This is a genomic window from Cytobacillus firmus NBRC 15306, from assembly GCF_001591465.1.
Lineage (GTDB): Bacteria > Bacillota > Bacilli > Bacillales > Cytobacillaceae > Cytobacillus > Cytobacillus firmus.
Window position 1 is genome coordinate 1 of sequence record NZ_BCUY01000014.1, and the last position, 18,170, is coordinate 18,170.

At 41.7% G+C, this 18,170-nt stretch carries 17 protein-coding genes, 1 riboswitch and 3 other annotated features; of the genes, 8 read left to right on the top strand and 9 right to left on the bottom strand.

Annotated elements, in window-relative coordinates; genetic code table 11:
- Positions 1–24 precede the first annotated feature (24 nt).
- Positions 25–627 (bottom strand): TetR/AcrR family transcriptional regulator, encoded by a 603-nt coding sequence (locus tag BFI01S_RS06250; protein WP_061791837.1) that lies wholly within the window; start codon positions 625–627, stop codon positions 25–27.
- 245 nt (positions 628–872) lie between these two features.
- Between BFI01S_RS06250 and BFI01S_RS06255 the strand changes: the two genes are divergently transcribed.
- Both BFI01S_RS06255 and BFI01S_RS06260 read left to right on the top strand, forming a co-directional pair.
- The gene (locus BFI01S_RS06255) at positions 873–1,289 is read left to right on the top strand and encodes a DUF1284 domain-containing protein (RefSeq protein WP_061791838.1); all 417 of its coding nucleotides are present in this window, start codon (positions 873–875) and stop codon (positions 1,287–1,289) included.
- A 115-nt stretch (positions 1,290–1,404) separates the two neighbouring features.
- Positions 1,405–1,872 (top strand): DUF3291 domain-containing protein, encoded by a 468-nt coding sequence (locus tag BFI01S_RS06260; RefSeq protein WP_061791839.1) that lies wholly within the window; start codon positions 1,405–1,407, stop codon positions 1,870–1,872.
- A gap of 15 nt (positions 1,873–1,887) precedes the next feature.
- Here BFI01S_RS06260 and BFI01S_RS06265 read toward each other — a convergent pair whose 3' ends face one another.
- Both BFI01S_RS06265 and BFI01S_RS24310 read right to left on the bottom strand, forming a co-directional pair.
- On the bottom strand, positions 1,888–2,088 hold the full coding sequence (locus BFI01S_RS06265) for a hypothetical protein (protein ID WP_061791840.1): 201 nt from the start codon (positions 2,086–2,088) through the stop codon (positions 1,888–1,890).
- A 91-nt stretch (positions 2,089–2,179) separates the two neighbouring features.
- Positions 2,180–2,302, bottom strand: a complete 123-nt coding sequence (locus tag BFI01S_RS24310; protein ID WP_115596661.1) for a CrcB family protein — start codon at positions 2,300–2,302, stop codon at positions 2,180–2,182.
- A gap of 233 nt (positions 2,303–2,535) precedes the next feature.
- Here BFI01S_RS24310 and BFI01S_RS06270 point away from each other — a divergent pair, with 233 nt between their 5' ends.
- Positions 2,536–4,083: a sensor domain-containing diguanylate cyclase gene (locus tag BFI01S_RS06270; RefSeq protein WP_061791841.1), complete on the top strand. Its 1,548-nt coding sequence runs from the start codon at positions 2,536–2,538 to the stop codon at positions 4,081–4,083.
- 55 nt (positions 4,084–4,138) lie between these two features.
- Here BFI01S_RS06270 and BFI01S_RS06275 read toward each other — a convergent pair whose 3' ends face one another.
- Positions 4,139–4,537 carry a cytidine deaminase gene (locus BFI01S_RS06275; protein ID WP_048009659.1) on the bottom strand — a complete coding sequence of 133 codons (399 nt, stop codon included), beginning with the start codon at positions 4,535–4,537 and terminating at the stop codon, positions 4,139–4,141.
- Between the two features lie 195 nt (positions 4,538–4,732).
- Between BFI01S_RS06275 and BFI01S_RS06280 the strand changes: the two genes are divergently transcribed.
- From BFI01S_RS06280 to BFI01S_RS06295, 4 genes are all read left to right on the top strand, one after another.
- A complete protein-coding gene (locus BFI01S_RS06280; RefSeq protein ID WP_061791842.1) occupies positions 4,733–5,659 on the top strand; it encodes a nucleoside hydrolase in 927 nt (308 codons plus the stop codon).
- Between the two features lie 313 nt (positions 5,660–5,972).
- Positions 5,973–8,132 carry a YhgE/Pip domain-containing protein gene (locus BFI01S_RS06285; protein ID WP_061791843.1) on the top strand — a complete coding sequence of 720 codons (2,160 nt, stop codon included), beginning with the start codon at positions 5,973–5,975 and terminating at the stop codon, positions 8,130–8,132.
- A 68-nt stretch (positions 8,133–8,200) separates the two neighbouring features.
- Positions 8,201–8,434, top strand: a binding site (T-box leader).
- A 39-nt stretch (positions 8,435–8,473) separates the two neighbouring features.
- Positions 8,474–8,706, top strand: a binding site (T-box leader).
- A gap of 41 nt (positions 8,707–8,747) precedes the next feature.
- Positions 8,748–8,979, top strand: a binding site (T-box leader).
- Positions 8,980–9,031: 52 nt separating this feature from the next.
- A complete protein-coding gene (gene thrS, locus BFI01S_RS06290) occupies positions 9,032–10,231 on the top strand; it encodes a threonine--tRNA ligase (protein WP_061791844.1) in 1,200 nt (399 codons plus the stop codon).
- Positions 10,232–10,558: 327 nt separating this feature from the next.
- Entirely contained in the window at positions 10,559–10,918 is a 360-nt protein-coding gene (locus BFI01S_RS06295) for a cyclic-phosphate processing receiver domain-containing protein (RefSeq protein WP_061791845.1), read from the top strand.
- A gap of 153 nt (positions 10,919–11,071) precedes the next feature.
- Here BFI01S_RS06295 and BFI01S_RS06300 read toward each other — a convergent pair whose 3' ends face one another.
- The 4 genes from BFI01S_RS06300 to BFI01S_RS06315 form a co-directional block, all read right to left on the bottom strand.
- Positions 11,072–12,253, bottom strand: a complete 1,182-nt coding sequence (locus BFI01S_RS06300; RefSeq protein WP_061791846.1) for a M20 family metallopeptidase — start codon at positions 12,251–12,253, stop codon at positions 11,072–11,074.
- A 3-nt stretch (positions 12,254–12,256) separates the two neighbouring features.
- Positions 12,257–13,519, bottom strand: coding sequence for a Zn-dependent hydrolase (locus BFI01S_RS06305; protein ID WP_061791847.1), 1,263 nt, complete (start codon positions 13,517–13,519; stop codon positions 12,257–12,259).
- A gap of 18 nt (positions 13,520–13,537) precedes the next feature.
- Positions 13,538–14,746, bottom strand: a complete 1,209-nt coding sequence (locus BFI01S_RS06310) for a hypothetical protein (protein ID WP_061791848.1) — start codon at positions 14,744–14,746, stop codon at positions 13,538–13,540.
- 256 nt (positions 14,747–15,002) lie between these two features.
- A complete protein-coding gene (locus BFI01S_RS06315; RefSeq protein ID WP_061791849.1) occupies positions 15,003–15,833 on the bottom strand; it encodes a glycerophosphodiester phosphodiesterase in 831 nt (276 codons plus the stop codon).
- Positions 15,834–16,132: 299 nt separating this feature from the next.
- Positions 16,133–16,226: riboswitch (glycine riboswitch) on the top strand.
- Between the two features lie 13 nt (positions 16,227–16,239).
- Between BFI01S_RS06315 and BFI01S_RS06320 the strand changes: the two genes are divergently transcribed.
- A complete protein-coding gene (locus BFI01S_RS06320) occupies positions 16,240–16,842 on the top strand; it encodes a trimeric intracellular cation channel family protein (RefSeq protein WP_061791850.1) in 603 nt (200 codons plus the stop codon).
- 38 nt (positions 16,843–16,880) lie between these two features.
- On the opposite strand, the gene BFI01S_RS06325 is transcribed toward BFI01S_RS06320, so the two are convergent.
- Positions 16,881–18,095 (bottom strand): amidohydrolase, encoded by a 1,215-nt coding sequence (locus BFI01S_RS06325; RefSeq protein WP_061791851.1) that lies wholly within the window; start codon positions 18,093–18,095, stop codon positions 16,881–16,883.
- Positions 18,096–18,170: the final 75 nt, after the last annotated feature.

The following is an 18,170-nucleotide window of genomic DNA, read 5'->3' on the forward strand; positions in this document are numbered from 1 at the left end:
CATCTGAGTCTTGAAGTGGGGGTCTTACTGCCCGTTAGACTGCGATAAACCATAAAGAATCACTTTGACATATAATCTGGCTTGTTCTTTTGCCAGGCTTTCTTTCAATTTGTAATCGGTATTTCTTGATGAAATCAGACTTAACAGAAGGTACGCGGATGAAACCGGGTCAGACCCTATTTCCGCTGGATCCCGCAGTTTATGGTCTTTAATCCCTTTTTCAAAGATCGAGGCAAGCGGTTCCTGATAAGACTCCATCCACCATTTCCGGACGGTTCCCTGATGCTCCTGATCCAATTCTTTTTGAATATCATGAAACATCTGGCCCATCGAAGGAGGCTTATTGATTAAAATATAATAAGTGACCTGAAATAAGCATTCTTCAATATCTCCATCAAATCGCTTAATAATTCTGCTTAAAGCATTCTTCATATCAACCAGTTCAGTCCTCAGCACTTCCATATAGATGGCCTTTTTATTGGAAAAGTGATGATAAAGGGTAGGCTGCGTAATGCCGCAGGCTTCAGCAATTCTTCTCGTGGAAACCGCCCGATACCCTAAATCCATAAAAAGCTTATGTGCTGCTTTCACAATTTTTTTATGTGTATCGTTTGCATTTAGTAACATAAACAAAATCCCTTTCAAGTAAGCGAACCCTATCACTTGATAAAATTATAAAAACCAAAGTGAATTGCGTCAACAATCAATGTGCTCATTTATAAAGTTAACATTAGATCCTATTACATATTCCCATTTCTCCACTTTTCAATCATTGTTCATAAGGCAAAAATATATGATAATATAAATAATTATGTTAACCTATTTGTCATTTTGGTTAACCAATATATCTAATCGAACAATGGGGGGATTTTATGTATAAGCTGCGTGGCCATCATCTCTTTTGCCTTCTGGGCTATCGGGGAATGGGCTACTCTCAGGAATATGTGGAAAATATGACCCGTATGCATCAAACCTTGAGAGACAACCCCAGAACACGGATACAGCTTGTTAAAGGGCCGGATCACCTGTGTGAAAAGTATCCCAACTCGGGTGAATACCATTGTGAACACGATGATATTTATGAAAGGGATGCTGTTATTTTAGAGAAATTAGGGCTGAATATCGGACAAATTCTTTACTGGCAGGACATAGAGTCAAACATCCAGAAGTATGCTCTTCCCTCAGACATACAGACTGTTTGTGAAACTTGTTCGTGGCGCTCATATGGCGTTTGTGAAGAAGGTATCCGGGATATTCTTGAAGGGCAGGGCTTAAGGGAAGTTAAATAAGCACCCCTATTAGAATCTAAAATGGCAATATCCATTAAATTAACTTCTCCATCCAGGTATTAGTCCATTTTTTTCAGAATATAGGTAGATAAAAAGGAATGATGGGGGAATTAACTTGGCATTTGCGGCAATTTTGACAGTTGGACAGCTAAAGCATACAGAAGAGCACCCTGCCTCCAGGGAGTTCTTTATAGCAGGAAATCATATAATGAGAGAGGCTGCTAAAACTGGACAGCTCATCAAAGAATTCAACCCAAATAGAGTAAAGCTCCCTGAAGAAATGATCAAAGGGAATGGTACTCCTGTTCTTACCTTAACATTATGGAAAGACCTGCAATCTTTATATCGGTTTACCTATTCAGGTCTTCATAGGCAAGCATTGCAGGAGAGGAATAAGTGGTTTGATCCTCTTCAGGAGAGACAGCCTAATTATGTTATATGGTGGTCGGATATGCTATCAAATGTTTCCTGGAAGGAAGCTTTCAAAAGATATGATTCTTATATCCAGCATGGACCTGACTCTTTTGCATTTGACTTTAAGCATCCTTTTGATGAATTTGGGGAGCCGGCCGCGCTTAAATAGCGGACAATCAATGAGTTACCGTTTCTTATTAATTAAATCAATTAAATAACAGATCTGTGAAATAACAAAGGACAGAAGCAGGACAATGATTATGCCGAATGTGTATACCGCTTCTTCCGCCGGATCCCCTCCTCCCATAAATACTGAACCAAAGATAAAAAAGAGTAAGACACTTACCATCACGAATAAGAAGAAAATACTAATATACTTTGACATGGAACCCCCCATTTCTCACATATAATATTATGAGAAATCAATAAGAGTGGTTCCCGCACTATCCAGAAGCAGGAACCACTTTACTCCCTAGTCACCCCAGCCATTGCTGATTGTATGCTATAATCCCCAATATAGCACCTGCACCTGCGCCAAATAGTAAACCCCCGATCGCCCAAATCCCTTTTTTATTCACTTTGTTATCCTTTTTGAACATGAACTGCACCTCCTCACAGTAGATTAAGAATCAGATAGAATCCTTTTACACTAATTTTTCATTTTATATTACTTTTAAACTTCCATACATTTACTTTCATTTCTTTTCACGATTGGAATTCCCTTCTAGCACTCGTAAATTTTTTATTTCTTGTTGTGAGTCATACAAACCTCATGGTATATTTTAGTAGGTTATTTGAACTATAAATAGCACTTTATTATCGGTGAAGAGAAATGAAAAAACCTATAAGATTACGCATCCAGTGGCTTATTTTAGGCTTACTGGCTTTTGCTATGCTTGGCACCTATGCAGGTAGTGTCATTTCCAGTGTAGTGGTCAGCAGGAACAACCTGGAGATAAATTATTTAATAGAAAACCAATATTATGCTCAAAAACTCGCAGCTGTTACAGATTCTCTTTTTGTCAATATGATTAAGAATCTGACGATGGAAGCACGAAATGAAGATCTTATGACGAACGATTCCCGAAAAATCCACAAAGAGTTAGATTTCATTCTGCAGTCGACTACCTATTTCAATTCTACATTTTTTGCGGACAAAACAGGCCGCATCGTGGCATCTGCTCCTGATATGGCTTTAAAGGGAACAAAGTTAACTAGTGTCGGTGCAAAAAAATCTCTGGAAAAGAAAGTTCCTATAATTTCAAAGCCTTATGTAGGTGTGACCGGAAAGTTAATTTTGCTTATTTCCGTCCCTGTTTTTGATGAAAGCGGATCGTACGAGGGATTTCTTGCCGGAACCATCTATTTGCATGAAGATAATAGCCTCATCCAGGTTCTGGGGCAGCATCCAAAGCATGAAAATAACTCTTATGTATATGTGGTTGATTCTGAAGGTAATATTATTTATCATCCGGATAAAAATAGAATAAACGATAATGTGAAAGAAAACAAAGTGGTACAGTACGTTTTAGAAGGAAGAAACGGAAATCTGGAAGTCACGAATACGAAAGGCATAGCCATGCTTGCCGGGTATGCCTCTGCTGCCTCAACAAGCAAATGGGGCATTGTATCCCAGACACCTAAAGAATCTGTGATGGAGCCAACCTTTGAAATGGCCAGGCAAGTAAGTCTGATTGCCATTCTCTTTATGCTGTTTGTATTCGCCCTCTCCCTGATCATGCTGAAAAAAATTGTAAATCCGATCAGAAATTTAGCTCTATACGCAAAGCAGATGACGACCGAACCATCTCGTCCTGTGCCGCAAATTCCCAACTGGTATTTTGAGTTAAAGGAATTAAAGCGAGCTATTTTAATAGCTGTGGATTTTTATCAGACCAAACTGACGAATGCGGAAAGTGAGTCGAACCTGGATCCGCTTACCGGTTTCTACAACCGCCGTTTTTTAGAAAAAAAGATAAGTGAGCTTGATAGGTACTCCATCATTTTATTTGATATTGATCATTTTAAAGCAGTGAACGACCAGTTTGGTCATCAAGCGGGAGATGAAGTATTAAAATTTTTGTCTGAATTAGTTAAGGGGGAAACGAGAGCAAGTGATCTGTGCTTCCGCATAGGCGGTGAAGAATTTCTAATCATCCTTCCAGAAACCGATATTCACATCACGGAATCTGTTGCAGAACGGATAAGGAAAATCACTGAATACACATTAAGCCCCTCCGGAAAGCCAGTCACTGTTTCCATGGGAATTAGCAGCTATCCCGCTGCAGCGGACAGCTTTTCAGAGCTAATGAACAAAACGGACCAGGCGTTATACAAGGCCAAACAAGAGGGAAGAAATAGAGTGGTTACCGCCGTGTAAAAGAAAGAGGGAAAGCTTTGAGTGAATATCTCTCAAAGCTTTCCCTCCTTTTATGCTACATCTCTAAATCCGTAAACGCGTACGGCAATAAATCTTTTAATGTCAGTTCCAATATCTCTTGCTTCTCATTTGTTAAGTAGACTGGCATATCAGGCAAACAGAACTCGGCTAACACCTGTCTGCAGATGCTGCACGGCGGAAGAAAATCTGCTGTATCACCAGCTACAGCTATAGCTTGAAAATCACCTTTTTTGTAACCGTTAGCAATTCCAGTAAAAATAGCAGTTCTTTCGGCACAATTCGTTGCACCTAACGAAACATTTTCCACGTTCACGCCATTAATGACAGTGCCGTCCTTCAGCAATAAAGCAGCTCCAACCGGGAATTTGGAATAGGGTGCATAAGCTCGTTCCTTCATACTGCGTGCACTTTCCATCAATTGCTCTTTATTCATCATACCCATCCTTTTCAAAGAAGAATGAACTTTTCACAGTCCCCTTAGGCCAATGTAAAATTGGCAGGATTTTTATCATATAATTTTTTGAAATGTTTGTCAATATCAGCGGTAAGGTTCTCCGCATTAATGGCATAACCCCCTTCCTCCTTTGATATGTTATACAAATGAATATTTTGTATGGGAGGAAGATAAATGAAAAAAATCATTTTGTTTGCAGACCCTGGCATTGATGATTCTGTTGCCATCATGTATGCCCTTCTTAATCCCGGCATCAAGGTGTTAGCTATCGTATCGAGTTACGGGAATGTCACAAAAGAACAAGCAACAGACAATATCGCTTATCTGCTCCGACTAGCCGGCAGGAAAGATATCCCTATTATCGGCGGAGCTAATAGTCCTTCATCAGGGGAGATCCCAAGGTTCTATCCTGAAATTCATGGTGAAGAGGGATTGGGTCCTATACGCCCTCCGGTGGATGTGCAGGGAGAGCTGACGAATTTTTCGGAGCTCTACAACATTATAAGAATGAACCCGGACGTTACTGTAGTAGACGTGGGGAGAAATACCTCATTAGCTGCACTTTTTATATTAGGGGAAAATATATCCGACGTCATTAAGGAGTTTTATATTATGGGCGGTGCTTTTTTGGTTCCTGGAAATGTAACTTCTTCAGCAGAGGCAAATTTTTATGGTGATCCCGTTGCCTCACAGGTAGTAGTAACCAATATGGATAATATCTATATTGTCCCGCTTAATGTTACGAACAAGGCCATCGTTACAATGGAACATATTAATATGATACGGAAGCTGACTGACAACCCGCTGATTCAGATTATGGATGAGGCAATGGAGTACTATATAGAAGCATATAAAAAACTCATTCCCGGGATTAACGGTGCTCCATTACATGATGTTTTAACACTGTTCCTCATGGTCAATCCTGAAATGGGAAGCTCCATTAGAAGAGATGTAAAAATATTAACAGCGGATGAAGGAAGAGGGACATCCATCGCTGATTTCAGAGTCAGCTCCAAGCCTGCTGAAAAGAATATAAATATTTTTCTGGATTTTAATTATCAGGGATTTATTGAAGATTTTATAAAAGTAATGAGTTCTTAAACAGAGAAGCAGGTCATTTATTGTTTCGCTCGTGTTTCTACCTCAGTGTCTGAAGGAGCACCAAATTCGGACTTATTCACTCGGATTTCTTCCTCCCCTGTCTGAAAGAGCGCCCTGTTCGGACTCGTTCGCTCGGATTTCTTCTCCTTATGCGAATGAGCCTGCTCCTTTAGCTCCAAAAATAATCGCCCATGCCCTTTTGGTTTTACACCGTTTTTTTTAGGGGTAGAGTTGCTGTTCACTGAGATCCTGAATATATTTAATGGATTATTCACAAAATCTATAGGAAGACGAGCAGATTGGACTGAACAGCATGTGGAAAATTTATAAAAAGGATATTGGAAGTATTTTTACGAACTGGGTTGCGGCAGTATTAATCGGAGGTTTGACGTTGCTGCCTTCTTTATATGCCTGGTTTAACATCGAGGCTTCCTGGGATCCCTATAGTCAAACGAATCAGCTTCCAGTAGGAATAGTGAATGAAGATGCCGGAGCAGTGGTTCGTGATAAAGACATACATATTGGAAATGACATCGTCAAGGAATTGAAGAAGAACGATGATATGGACTGGCACTTTGGTGACCGGAAAGACGCGATGGATAAGCTGGAATACGGCGACTATTTTGCCGTCATTGTGATTCCGGAAAATTTCTCTCAGAAGCTGGGAAGTGTCATTGAAGATCAGCCCGAAAAAGCGAAAATCGAGTATTATGTGAATGAAAAAATCAATGCCATTGCACCTAAAATCACAGAAAAAGGTGCAGGCGGGATTGTCGATACGGTTACAAGCAATTTTATCTCGACCGTGAATGGAACTATTTTTGAGAAGTTTAATGAATTGGGTCTGGAGATTGAAAAAGACCTTCCGGATATAAAGCGGTTCGAAGAGTATGTTTTTCAAATGGAGGAAAATCTTCCTGAAATCCATTCCTTATTAAGCAGCTCCCTGTCAGATGCAGAAAATGCCCAAAAAATGATTGATAAGGCACAAGCACTCGTTCCCGATGCCAAACGTGCAACAGGCAACGGTCTGCAGACAATTAATGAAACGATGAAATTTATAAATGAGGCTGAGAATCGCCTGAATGCAATGGAGCCCCAAATTCAGGAGAATCTGGAGAATGTGCAGAATATGGCGGTAAAGGTGAACGATTTTATCTCTTCGGTTCAAACCTCTGATTTGAACCTGGACCAGGGAAAGGAAATTAGCAATAGAATCAATGAGCAGATTGCGGGTTTGCTTCAGAATATCGAGACTATCGAAACAGCACTAAAGCAGCTGCAGGAATCTAATATTGAACAAGGCACAAGCCAGAATCAGGAACAAATCAATCAGGCTCTGGAACAATTGGCTGCATTAAAGCAGGAAGTGCAGACGATCCAGGCAAACGGGCAGAAGGTCAATGCCTTTCTTTCAGACAAGCAGCAGGAAGCGGATGATTTAATCACCCGGCTTCAAGAAAATTCAGCTGCAACTGCAGGCAGGATCGACGCATTCGTTAAAGAATATAATGAAAACATCCGTCCAGCCATCAAACAGGAAGTGGCCAGCGCCAAGGAAACATTGAGTAACGCCCGGAATATCCTGACTGAAATACAATCTGCCATTCCTGAAATCGAAAAAATCCTTGCTAATACAGAGGGGAACTTGGGCAAAGGGAAAGAAACTCTTAAACATATACTAGGAGAATATCCATACGTTAGTTCAAAGATCAATCAATTAGCCGATCGGATTCGGGATATCCAGGGCGAGACAGACATCAACGAGATCATAGAGCTGCTGCAAAATGATCCCGAAGCAGAGAAGGGTTTCTTCGAGGAACCTGTTCAGCTCAATAAAAACAGCCTATTCCCAATCCAAAATTACGGAACAGGCATGACTCCCTTTTATACCGTACTTGCGATATGGGTAGGTGCCCTTCTATTAATTTCTCTATTGGCTACAGGTGTCCATCATCCTGAAGTCTTAACGGGAAAACAAATCTATTTCGGCAAACTGATCACATTCCTAAGCATTGGATTTGCACAGACACTGGTCGTAACCATAGGGGATATCTTCATTCTCGGAGTGGATGTGGCAGCACCGGTATGGTTTATCCTGTTTGGACTGGTAAGCAGCTTAGTGTTTATATTAATTGTTTATACATTAGTATCTGTATTTGGCGATGTAGGAAAAGCCATGGCGATTGTCTTGCTGGTGCTGCAGATTGCGGGTGCTGGCGGAACCTACCCGACCGCCTTGCTTCCGGAATTTTTCCAAACCATCCACCCTTTCCTTCCCTTCTCTTATGCCATTGATTTAATGAGAGAAGCTGTTGGAGGCATTGTTTGGGAGAGAGTGTACAGAGACCTCCTGATCCTCATGCTATTCGGTTTTATTGCACTATTAATTGGAACCTTTCTGAAAGAGCCATTAAGCAGAAAAATGAAAGTGCTGATGAAGAAATCGAAGGAATCCGGGTTGTTTCATTAGGATCTAAAAGTTTTATTAACCCTCTTGACCTTTTCCAAAAAGTGTATTAAAATCAGTAAAAATATCCAATATGAGCTATGAAAAGGATACGAATCTTTCTTTATTTTCTTTCCAGAGATCAGGGCCATTTGGCTGCAAGCCCTGAAGAAAAGAGATTGATTTACCGCCTTGGAGCTATTATGGTGAAATGATGTAATCAGAGTATCTATAATCGGGGAATCCGTTATCTTTTTGAGCATAAAGCAGTCTTTCGGCATGCTTTATGGAATTAGGGTGGCACCACGACCGCACTCGTCCCTTTTACTGGGATGGGTGCGTTTTTTATTTTATTTAAAACTATATAGTTAGCGTTGATAAGGACACGAATCTTTCTTTGTTTTCTTTTCAGAGATCAGGGCCATCGGCTGCAAGCCCTGAAGAAACGGAATTGATTTACCGCCTTGGAGCAATTATGGGGAAATGAGCTATTCAGAGTATCCATAATCGGGGAATCCGTTATCTTTTTAAGCATAAAGCAGTCTTTCGATATGCTTTATGGAATTAGGGTGGAACCACGGCCGCACTCGTCCCTTTTGCTGGGATGAGTGCGGCCTTTTTATTTTAATTAAAACTATATAGTTAGCGTTGAAAAGGACATGAATCATTTTTTATTTTCTTTCCAGAGATCAGGGTCACAGGCTGCAAGCCCTGAAGAAAAGGGAATGATTTACCGCCTTGGAGCTATTATGGGGAAATGAGCTATATCAGAGTATCCATAATCGGGAATCCGTTATCTTTTTGAGCATAAAACAGTCTTTCGATTGGTTTATGGAATTAGGGTGGCACCACGACCACACTCGTCCCTATATTTGGGATGAGTGTGGTCTTTTTTTATAACTAAAAATCAGGAGGAATTAAAAATGGAAGCAGAAAAAATAAATCATAGAAAGTTAGGTCAAGAGCTGGAGCTTTTCACATCCATGGAGGAAGCCCCAGGAATGCCATTTTTCCTGCCAAAGGGAATGGTGATGCGAAATGAACTTGAAAGTTACTGGAGAAAAAAGCACCAGCGGGCAGGCTATCAGGAAATTAAGACACCGATTATGATGAAACAGGAACTTTGGGAACAATCCGGCCATTGGGATCATTATCATGAAAATATGTATTTCTCAAATGTGGATGAACAAAATTATGCGATAAAGCCCATGAACTGCCCGGGTGCGATATTGATTTTCAACAGCAAACGGAGAAGCTACCGGGAGTTGCCTATCCGCTATGCGGAACTGGGATTAGTCCACAGACACGAACTCTCAGGTTCTTTAAATGGACTGTTAAGAGTTCGGTCGTTCACTCAAGATGACGCCCATTTATTTGTGAGGGCTGATCAGATTGAAGCGGAGATTGATAAAATACTTGTCCTAATTGATGAATTCTACTCCCATTTTGGTTTTGACTATAAAGTTGAACTCTCAACACGCCCAGAGGAATACATGGGATCTCAGGAAATGTGGGAACGTGCTGAAGGGGCTTTGGAATCTGTTTTGAAAAACAAAGAAGTTAACTATCAGATTAATCCTGGTGATGGTGCATTTTACGGGCCGAAAATTGACTTTCATATATTAGATTCACTCGGCAGAAGCTGGCAATGCGGTACTGTCCAGCTGGATTTTCAAATGCCGCAAAAGTTTAATTGTTCTTATGTTGGTGAAGATAACAAACTCCATCTTCCCATTATGATTCATAGGGCAATCTTTGGTTCAGTTGAACGTTTCATGGCCATTCTAATTGAACATTTTGCTGGCGATTTCCCACTGTGGCTGTCACCCGTACAAGCAAAGATCATTCCCATCTCAGATGCCCATGCAGAATATGCAGACTTTGTAAAATCACAATTGGAATCAGCAGGTATCCGTGCAGAAGTCGACTTCAGAACAGAGAAAATGGGACTCAAGATCAGGGAAGCCGAAAAACAGAAAATTCCCTACATGCTGGTGATTGGTGATAAAGAAATGGAGCAGCAATCTTTGGCACTGAGAAAACGTAAAGAAGGAAATATCGGTGTGATGAGCATTGAGGAAGTAATTGAACGGTTTGTAAATGAACTAAACGGCGGCAGATAAGTTTTCAAGCTCAGAAGGAATATAATCCTTTTGGGCTTTTCTCTTTATTTACAAGTAATCTATCTCTTTTATTCCCGGCAATAGTACAGACATGAACACGAAAGGATCTAAGATCAATAAGCTTATAACTGAAAATGTGCTTGAGTTCACATGAAAGGCCCCAACCTCCTTTCACTATCTTTTTAATGATGCAGGAATGTTTGATTGTCTTCCAATGGATCCCTCTTCGGTATCTTTGCTTACATATGTATGATACAATGAAATAAGCATCAAAACTTTAGGGTCAACTCGACTTTTCTTAGTCACCCCTTTGAAAGGGGATTAAAAATGGAGAAAATAAGCGTATTTCTGGATGATTATCGGAGAGCGCCGGATGGTCATGTATTAGTTGAGACCATTGATGAATGTATCCTTTTGCTTCAGACCTATGAAATTGACCACTTGTCTTTAGATCATGACTTAGTAAGCAAATCGAGAAATGGTCTTATGCTTGTTCATATCATGGTTCAAAAACAGCTATTTGCGGATCGAATAACTGTCCACTCTGCCAATTCAGCAGGCGGGAAAGCCATGTATCATTATTTAAAACAAGCACAGCGGGATTTAGAAATGCCCACTGACATTAAAGTAATTTTACGTCCACTGCCCCTCAACTACATTCCGCCAAACTATCTGCACAGCTTCTAGAGATCCAAAGACAACCACCTTTTCTCCTTAGTCACAGGAATTATATAAATCAATAGTGTGCAGGGAGCAGAGTGAATCAACTGCTTCCTTTTTTCATTTCTTTAAAAGTTAAAAAAATCCGCTCCTCCCATAAGAGGAACGGATTGAACAGCGTTATCGCTTTTCGTTCAAGTATGCCCAGGCATATTGTGCATAAAGCTCTGCACCAGTTGATAAGGCGTCTTCATCAATATTGAATTTGCCGTGGTGGTGAGCCCACTCTGTGTCTTTCTTTGGATTCCCGCTGCCAACGAGGGCGAAGCTGCCAGCTGCTTTCTCCAGAAAGAAACTGAAATCTTCAGCCCCCATTGTGGGCTTTTCATTAAATAGAACACTTCCCCCGAAAGCTTCAGATGCAACCCTTTGGACGAGCTGCGCACTGTATTCATCATTAATTACTGCCTGTGAACCCCGAGTGTATTCCACCTCTGCTTTAGCACCGTAGATAGCTGCCGTATTTTCAGCATAATGCTGCAGCTGTTTTTCAATATGATCCCTTGTTTCAGGATCGAAGCAGCGGACTGTTCCCTCGATGACTGCATTTTCAGCAATGATGTTGAATCTTGTGCCCACATTCATTTTCCCAATGGTGAGTACGGCCGGCTGCTGGGCATCAACGGTTCTTGAGACCACACTCTGCACATTCATGACAAAGGAAGAGGCGACAACAGCTGCATCAATGCAATCATGCGGCATGGCCCCATGTCCGCCTTTCCCTTTGAATGTCACCTTGAAGATATCAGCTGATGCAAATGACGGTCCGGGTGTACAGGATACCTTGTGTGTTGGCATTTGCGACCAGATGTGGATGCCAAAGACATTGTCCACGCCTTCCATCGCTCCCTGTTCCACCATCATCTTTGCCCCTTCCGCTACCTCTTCGGCTGGCTGAAAAAGCAGGCGGACAGTCCCCGGCAATTCTTCTTTTATCTCATTTAATGCCTTGGCAGCAACCAGCAGCATCGCGGTATGGGCATCATGTCCGCATGCGTGCATTTTGCCATCTTCCTGGGATGCATAAGGAAGATCCTTATTCAATTCCTCCACCTGCAGCGCATCCATATCTCCCCTTAAAGCTACCGTCCTTCCAGGATTCCCGCCTGCAATTTCAGCAATGACACCCGTTGGTTCTGTCCTTCTGTAAGAGATGCCCAAGCCATCCAGATACTCACAGATAAATTGAGTTGTTTTAAATTCCTCCCATGATAATTCCGGTTCACGGTGCAATTTTCTGCGCAGTTCCGTTAATTCATCACTATATGCCCCAATCAATTCCTTTAGCCTGTTATGAATCATCTCTTATTCCGCCTCCGTAAGCTCTATTGCTGCCTCAAACAAAATCTGAACTGCTTCGGCAATATGCCGGGAATCAGACCATTCTTCCGGACAATGGCTCAGTCCATTTTTGCTTGGAATGAACAGCATTCCGGTCCTTGTGTAATCAGCAAAAACCATGGCATCGTGTCCGGCGCCGCTATTCATGGAGCATGAAGGTAAACCCAGTTTATTGCTTTTCTCCTTTAGCAGACTGACAATCTCTTTATTCATCTCTTTTGGCTGAATATATAACAGCTGTTCAACCGTTATTTCTACTCCGCTATCAAGATAGGAAACTGCTAATTCCTTCACTTTCTGAATGACATTCTGGACATGCTCCTCCCTGCCGGAGCGTATATCTACAGAAAATACCGTTTGGTCGGGAATCACATTGGCTCCATTTGGATACACCTGCAATCGTCCCGTTGTCACAACCGTCCCTTCTCCTTCAGCCGCTGCCAGCTCAGGAAATTGCGCGATCATCCTGGCTGCCGCAACCAGCGCATCCGACCTTTTGTCCATCGGAGTGGTCCCTGCGTGCCCTGCCTTACCTTTTACGGTTACTTCCAATTGTGTTAAACCGACAATCATTTCGACTACCCCGATTGGGATATTCTTTTCTTCTAAAATTGGACCCTGTTCGATATGCAATTCCAGGTAAGCCTTTACTGTCTTCGGATCTCTTGTTTTCGGGAGAGATGGATCCAGTCCGATTTTCTCTATGGCTTCAACTGTCGTAATGCCATCTTTATCTTTTAAAGTCTTAAAGTCTTCCTCATCCAGCAAACCGGCCATCCCCCGCGAACCCATTAAGCCGCCGCCAAACCTGGAGCCTTCCTCTTCGATAAGGGCGATAACCTCCAGCGGATATTTCGGCGTTAATCCATTCTCAGTAAAAAGTGCGGCCACTTCAAGTCCTGCTGCAACTCCGGCAGGCCCATCATAGGATCCCCCATTCGGCACGGAATCAAAGTGAGAGCCGACCAGAACACTCGGTGCATCTTTTAAGGATCCTTCAAGTTTTCCAAAAATATTGCCCAATCCATCTTCACGCACAGTCAAACCCGTTTCCTTCATTTTCTCCTTAATATAGTTCCGTGCAAGCAGATCCTCCTGACTATATGTCAGCCTGGTTGTCCCTCTGCCAGGAGTTGCCGTATATTTGCTTAAGGTGTCAATATGACCTTCGATTCGCTCCTGTACTTTTTCGAGATTCACATTATTTCCTGTTTGAACTTCACTCATTTCAAATCCATCCCTTTCTTATAAAAGTCCGACAAAAATTCCTGCCAGCACGACCGACACAATGGTCACAGTGATGAATCCGCCGACAAGCATAGGCGGCAGCATATTGCTGGTCAGCATTTCCCTTTCTTTTTCATCTTCGGTTAATGCTTTAATGACTTCATTTGTAATAATGTAGTCAGCCGGAAACCCATATAATGCCGTCAGTGAAACAGCAAAAGCCATCTCCTTGCTCACTTTTAAAAGTTTCCCTGCGATGAATGAGAAGACATACATTCCGATTACACCCAAAATAATGGTTCCGGCAAGCGGATAGATAATTTCAAGCATCATCCCTGGTGTAGCCTGCTTTAAACCGTCAAAAATAAAGAGCATTAGAGCCATGATCGCAAAACCAAAGCCATTTGCTTTTTGCAGCACCTGCTTTTCAAGAAAGCCAATGCTTGTGGCAATCACCCCGAACAACAGGCAAAGGACGAATGGACTGACACTGGCAACCGGAGCCAGCAATGTCGATGTCAGATAGGCAAGGTAGGATACTACTGCCAATCTTAAAAACTTGAAGAAATCTGTATTATATTTCTCCGGCATATTTTTAAAAAGCTTAAGCTCAGGTTTTGGAGCTGCCTCTGCTGCTGCAGCCGTCTCTTCAGCTGCAGGCCTCTGCTCCTTATAAATAAGCTGTCCGCTGCGGTACTGCTTCAAAAGCCGCTTTCCCTCTTTTTTCAGAACGATGGATGTGAGCGGATATCCCGCAAATCCCTGCATCACATAAATCACGATTGCAAAGACTGATAGAGAAGCCATTCCCGCTTCCTTCGCTCCCTCCGACATGATCAGGGCAGATACCACACCGCCAACCAATGGCGGAATAGCGACAACCACTGTTTTAAATCCAAAGATAAACGTTCCGATTCCAAGTAATATCGCAATAATCCCTAAAATCCCTGATAAAGCAATCACAATCGTCTTCCACTGATTTTTCAATTCCTGAATGGATAGCAGCGTTCCCATATTAGTTATCAATAGGTACATCAGCATTGTAGCCACAACCGGCGGGACCCCTGCCAATGCTACGATATCCTGCGGAAAGAATGTCCAATAACCTGCAAGGAACAGAACGGCACAGACAAAAATGGACGGCACCCATGCCTTGGTCCGTACTGCAACCAGATCTCCAATGAATAAAATAAGCAAAAGAATGACTAACGCTAACAGCTGTGACATAGACTCTTCCCCCTCTAAGTTGAATACCTATTCATTCGTGTTGCGAAAAATATATATTGTTAGAATAATAATACAATTATACTTTTCAGTCAATTTAAATTATTAAAAATTTTATGGAACCGCTATCATCATGACTTCTGTATGAGAAAGTCATAAAAATCAATTTAGCAAAATAATGATATTATTTTAAAATTCTATTGAAACCAAAAAAACCCGCCAAAATGACGAGTTTTCTCCATTTTTGAATAGCCGAAGACTAGTTTCTGGGATCAACATAATCCGGATAATCGGTGATGATGGCGTCCACTTCCATTTCGAACAGGAAGTCAGCAGCTTCCTGGCTGCGCACTGTCCATGAGCCAATTTGCATGCCAAGAGAGTGAACCTGATTCACTAATTCTTCGCTGACAATTCCATAGCTTGGATTAAACCAATCAGCATAAGCTGAAAATTCCTTTAATGCTTCCGCCGTTGTATCGGCACGGTTAGATGTCAGTACACCAATGGGCACTTTAGGAAGAAGCTGATCCATTGTTTTCATAGAGTCGAAGTTAAAAGACTGGATAATGATTTTTTCATTTTGCGGCTTATCAAGATTTCTTTCTTTTAATGCATCTGCCACTTGTTCTTCAATGCCGGGATAAAGCTCTGGAGCCTTTAATTCTATTAATATTCCAACCTTGCCATGGTAGCGATCCAGAATCTCTTCAAATGTCGGGATTGGTTCTCCGGCAAATTGTTCCCCTTTCCAGCTGCCAGCATCGAGACTTCTTAAAAAATCAAACGTTAAATCCCCTACTTTTCCGGTTCCATTTGTTGTACGATCCACAGTTGTATCGTGGATTACCACTAATTCGCCATCTTTACTTCTTTGAACATCAATTTCAATATAATCAGCTTTCATATCTACAGCCAGATCAAAGCCGGCTATCGTATTCTCAGGTGCATACCCTGTGGCACCGCGGTGCGCTATATTATCCACTTGTTTCCTTTCCCCTGTTGTCGGTTCTGCTGCGAACGCCTGGCTGATTGGGCTGAATAGCAGAGAAAAAGCCACCCCTGTACCAATTAATAATTTTTTGTTCACGCTCTCCATCTCCTATCTAAAATATGTATTCAACCATATTCTAGAAAAGGAATGTTGAAGGGGTGTGTGATTATTTTTATGGCTAAATAAAGACCATGTTAACAAAAACCAGCCTTTTTCCTTACGTTTTTTTACAAATCCGCTTGTGGAGATTGAATAGAAATGCTCTTTTATTTCGCTTCTCACTGTACATGAACCCCTTTTCCCAGTTCTCTATTGCCGTTTTCTGAATCCACTCTATTATTGACTGTCCAATCCTCCCATCCATACTCTATAATAATAAAAACAAATACTTGCGATTGACTGCTGCGGGAGAGAGCGTAACGTACGTCACCGAAGGGGTAAATCTATAGGGAAGATGAATCTGTCAGGTACAAGGACAGAGATACTTGATTAGGGGGATTGTATGGTTTGGGATGTATTGAACGTGATTGGAACAATTGCATTTGCAATGAGTGGGGCAGTCGTTGCACTGGAAGTAAAATACGACATTATGGGTGCCTATGTTTTAGGATTAATTACAGCATTTGGCGGCGGTGCTATTAGAAACCTTTTTACCGGCATTCCGATTATAGAATTATGGCAGCAAACGACTCTTTTTATTGTTGCCCTAATTACCATCAGCTTTGTCATTATATTGCCAAGCAGCGCAGTTCAGCTTTTGACGAAATGGAGCATCTTTGACTCAATTGGCTTGTCAGCCTTTGCTGTCCAGGGAGCTATGTATGCACAATCAATTGATTTACCCTTATTTGCTGTTATGTTCTCCGCTGCCATAACCGGTGCCGGCGGAGGCATGATCCGCGATGTGCTGGCTCAGCGAAAGCCCATTGTTTTACGTGATGAAGTATATCTTTTATGGGCCATCTTTGCCGGGTTTATCATAGGCCTTGATTGGTTGTCAAAGTCTTATCATTTTTATAGTCTTTTTGCTGTTACTTTAATGCTTCGAGGAATTTCGCATCATTACAGCTGGAGATTACCTATCAAATCTATTCAAAAACAATAAGAAGCTAAAAACGATTCCTTTAAACATAAAAGCTCACATCAGCGTGAGCTTTTGTTTTCTTCCTTATTAAAATAATGGCAAACGACATATCCCACTGATTTTGCGGCAACAAGCATCGAACCTTCATCGATATCAAATTTAGGGTGGTGATTGAAGTATGGTTCTTCCGTTCCCTTTGGCGTGCATCCAATATAAAAATAACAGCCAGGGACCTTCTCCGAATAATAAGCAAAATCGTCCGATGGTGCCATTTTAGGAAATTCTTTTACCTCGATAATGTCTTTATCCACAACTGATGTCAGCGTAGTTGCGACAAATTTTGTCAATTCAGGATCATTATACAGCGGCGGATAATCAGGTTCATACGTTAGCTCACAGCTTACACCAAATAACTCCTCAAGACCATTTACAATGCGGTGAATTTCTCTATTCATCACATCCTTTGTTTCATCATTGGAATAGCGTATATCCCCCTCAATTTCGATACTATCCTTGATCACGTTAAAACTCCCTTTACCGTCAAATGAACCAATTGTCACTACACCGGCATTAAACGGATCCACTCTGCGGCTAACAACCGTCTGGATAGCTGTTACAAAGTAAGCGCCTGCAACAATAGCATCGTTTGCTTTATGCGGGGAAGAACCGTGTCCTCCGCTTGCCTGCACCCTAAGTTTAAAATAAGCGCGGCCATTAAAGGAATATCCGCTGTGATAGCCAACAGTTCCAGCAGGGGCGATCGGCAAAACATGAATGCCAAAAATGGCATGGGCATCATCGAGAAATCCTTCCTCAACGATGCTTTTTGCTCCGCCTGGAGGTTCTTCTTCCGCATGCTGATGGATTATTTTCACGGTGCCATAGATCTTATCTTTTAATTGGATTAAACAGTCAGCCAAAACCATAAGGTATGCTGTATGTGCATCATGGCCGCAAGCATGCATGATACCTTCCTTCTTTGACTTAAACGGAACATTCAGTTCTTCTTTAATAGGAAGCGCATCAAAATCAGCCCTAAGTGCCACGGTTTTTCCCGGGTTACCACCTTCAATAGTGACAATAATGCCATATCCATTCCCTGCATTCGTTATAAGATCAACAGCTTTCCCTCTGTAAAAATCAGCGATATAGGCTGCCGTTTTTTCCTCTTTAAATGAAAGCTCAGGATTCTGGTGTAAATAACGGCGTATCTTAATCATCTCTTCTTCTCGTTCTTCCAGCATTTTCATTAATTGATCAATCACCAAAATCATCTCCTATCCTTGCTGGAACCTAAATACCTGTTACTGGGATTCCCTTTCATAATACTAAAAAGAAGAAGAGCATTG

Bases quoted from the DNA above. Each gene is read 5' to 3' on its own strand.
- BFI01S_RS06250 (WP_061791837.1), bottom strand. From the start codon at position 627: ATGTTACTAAATGCAAACGATACACATAAAAAAATTGTGAAAGCAGCA.
- BFI01S_RS06255 (WP_061791838.1), top strand. From the start codon at position 873: ATGTATAAGCTGCGTGGCCATCATCTCTTTTGCCTTCTGGGCTATCGG.
- BFI01S_RS06265 (WP_061791840.1), bottom strand. From the start codon at position 2,088: ATGTCAAAGTATATTAGTATTTTCTTCTTATTCGTGATGGTAAGTGTC.
- BFI01S_RS24310 (WP_115596661.1), bottom strand. From the start codon at position 2,302: ATGTTCAAAAAGGATAACAAAGTGAATAAAAAAGGGATTTGGGCGATC.
- BFI01S_RS06270 (WP_061791841.1), top strand. From the start codon at position 2,536: ATGAAAAAACCTATAAGATTACGCATCCAGTGGCTTATTTTAGGCTTA.
- BFI01S_RS06275 (WP_048009659.1), bottom strand. From the start codon at position 4,537: ATGAATAAAGAGCAATTGATGGAAAGTGCACGCAGTATGAAGGAACGA.
- BFI01S_RS06280 (WP_061791842.1), top strand. From the start codon at position 4,733: ATGAAAAAAATCATTTTGTTTGCAGACCCTGGCATTGATGATTCTGTT.
- BFI01S_RS06285 (WP_061791843.1), top strand. From the start codon at position 5,973: ATGTGGAAAATTTATAAAAAGGATATTGGAAGTATTTTTACGAACTGG.
- thrS (WP_061791844.1), top strand. From the start codon at position 9,032: ATGGAAGCAGAAAAAATAAATCATAGAAAGTTAGGTCAAGAGCTGGAG.
- BFI01S_RS06295 (WP_061791845.1), top strand. From the start codon at position 10,559: ATGGAGAAAATAAGCGTATTTCTGGATGATTATCGGAGAGCGCCGGAT.
- BFI01S_RS06300 (WP_061791846.1), bottom strand. From the start codon at position 12,253: ATGATTCATAACAGGCTAAAGGAATTGATTGGGGCATATAGTGATGAA.
- BFI01S_RS06305 (WP_061791847.1), bottom strand. From the start codon at position 13,519: ATGAGTGAAGTTCAAACAGGAAATAATGTGAATCTCGAAAAAGTACAG.
- BFI01S_RS06310 (WP_061791848.1), bottom strand. From the start codon at position 14,746: ATGTCACAGCTGTTAGCGTTAGTCATTCTTTTGCTTATTTTATTCATT.
- BFI01S_RS06320 (WP_061791850.1), top strand. From the start codon at position 16,240: ATGGTTTGGGATGTATTGAACGTGATTGGAACAATTGCATTTGCAATG.
- BFI01S_RS06325 (WP_061791851.1), bottom strand. From the start codon at position 18,095: ATGATTTTGGTGATTGATCAATTAATGAAAATGCTGGAAGAACGAGAA.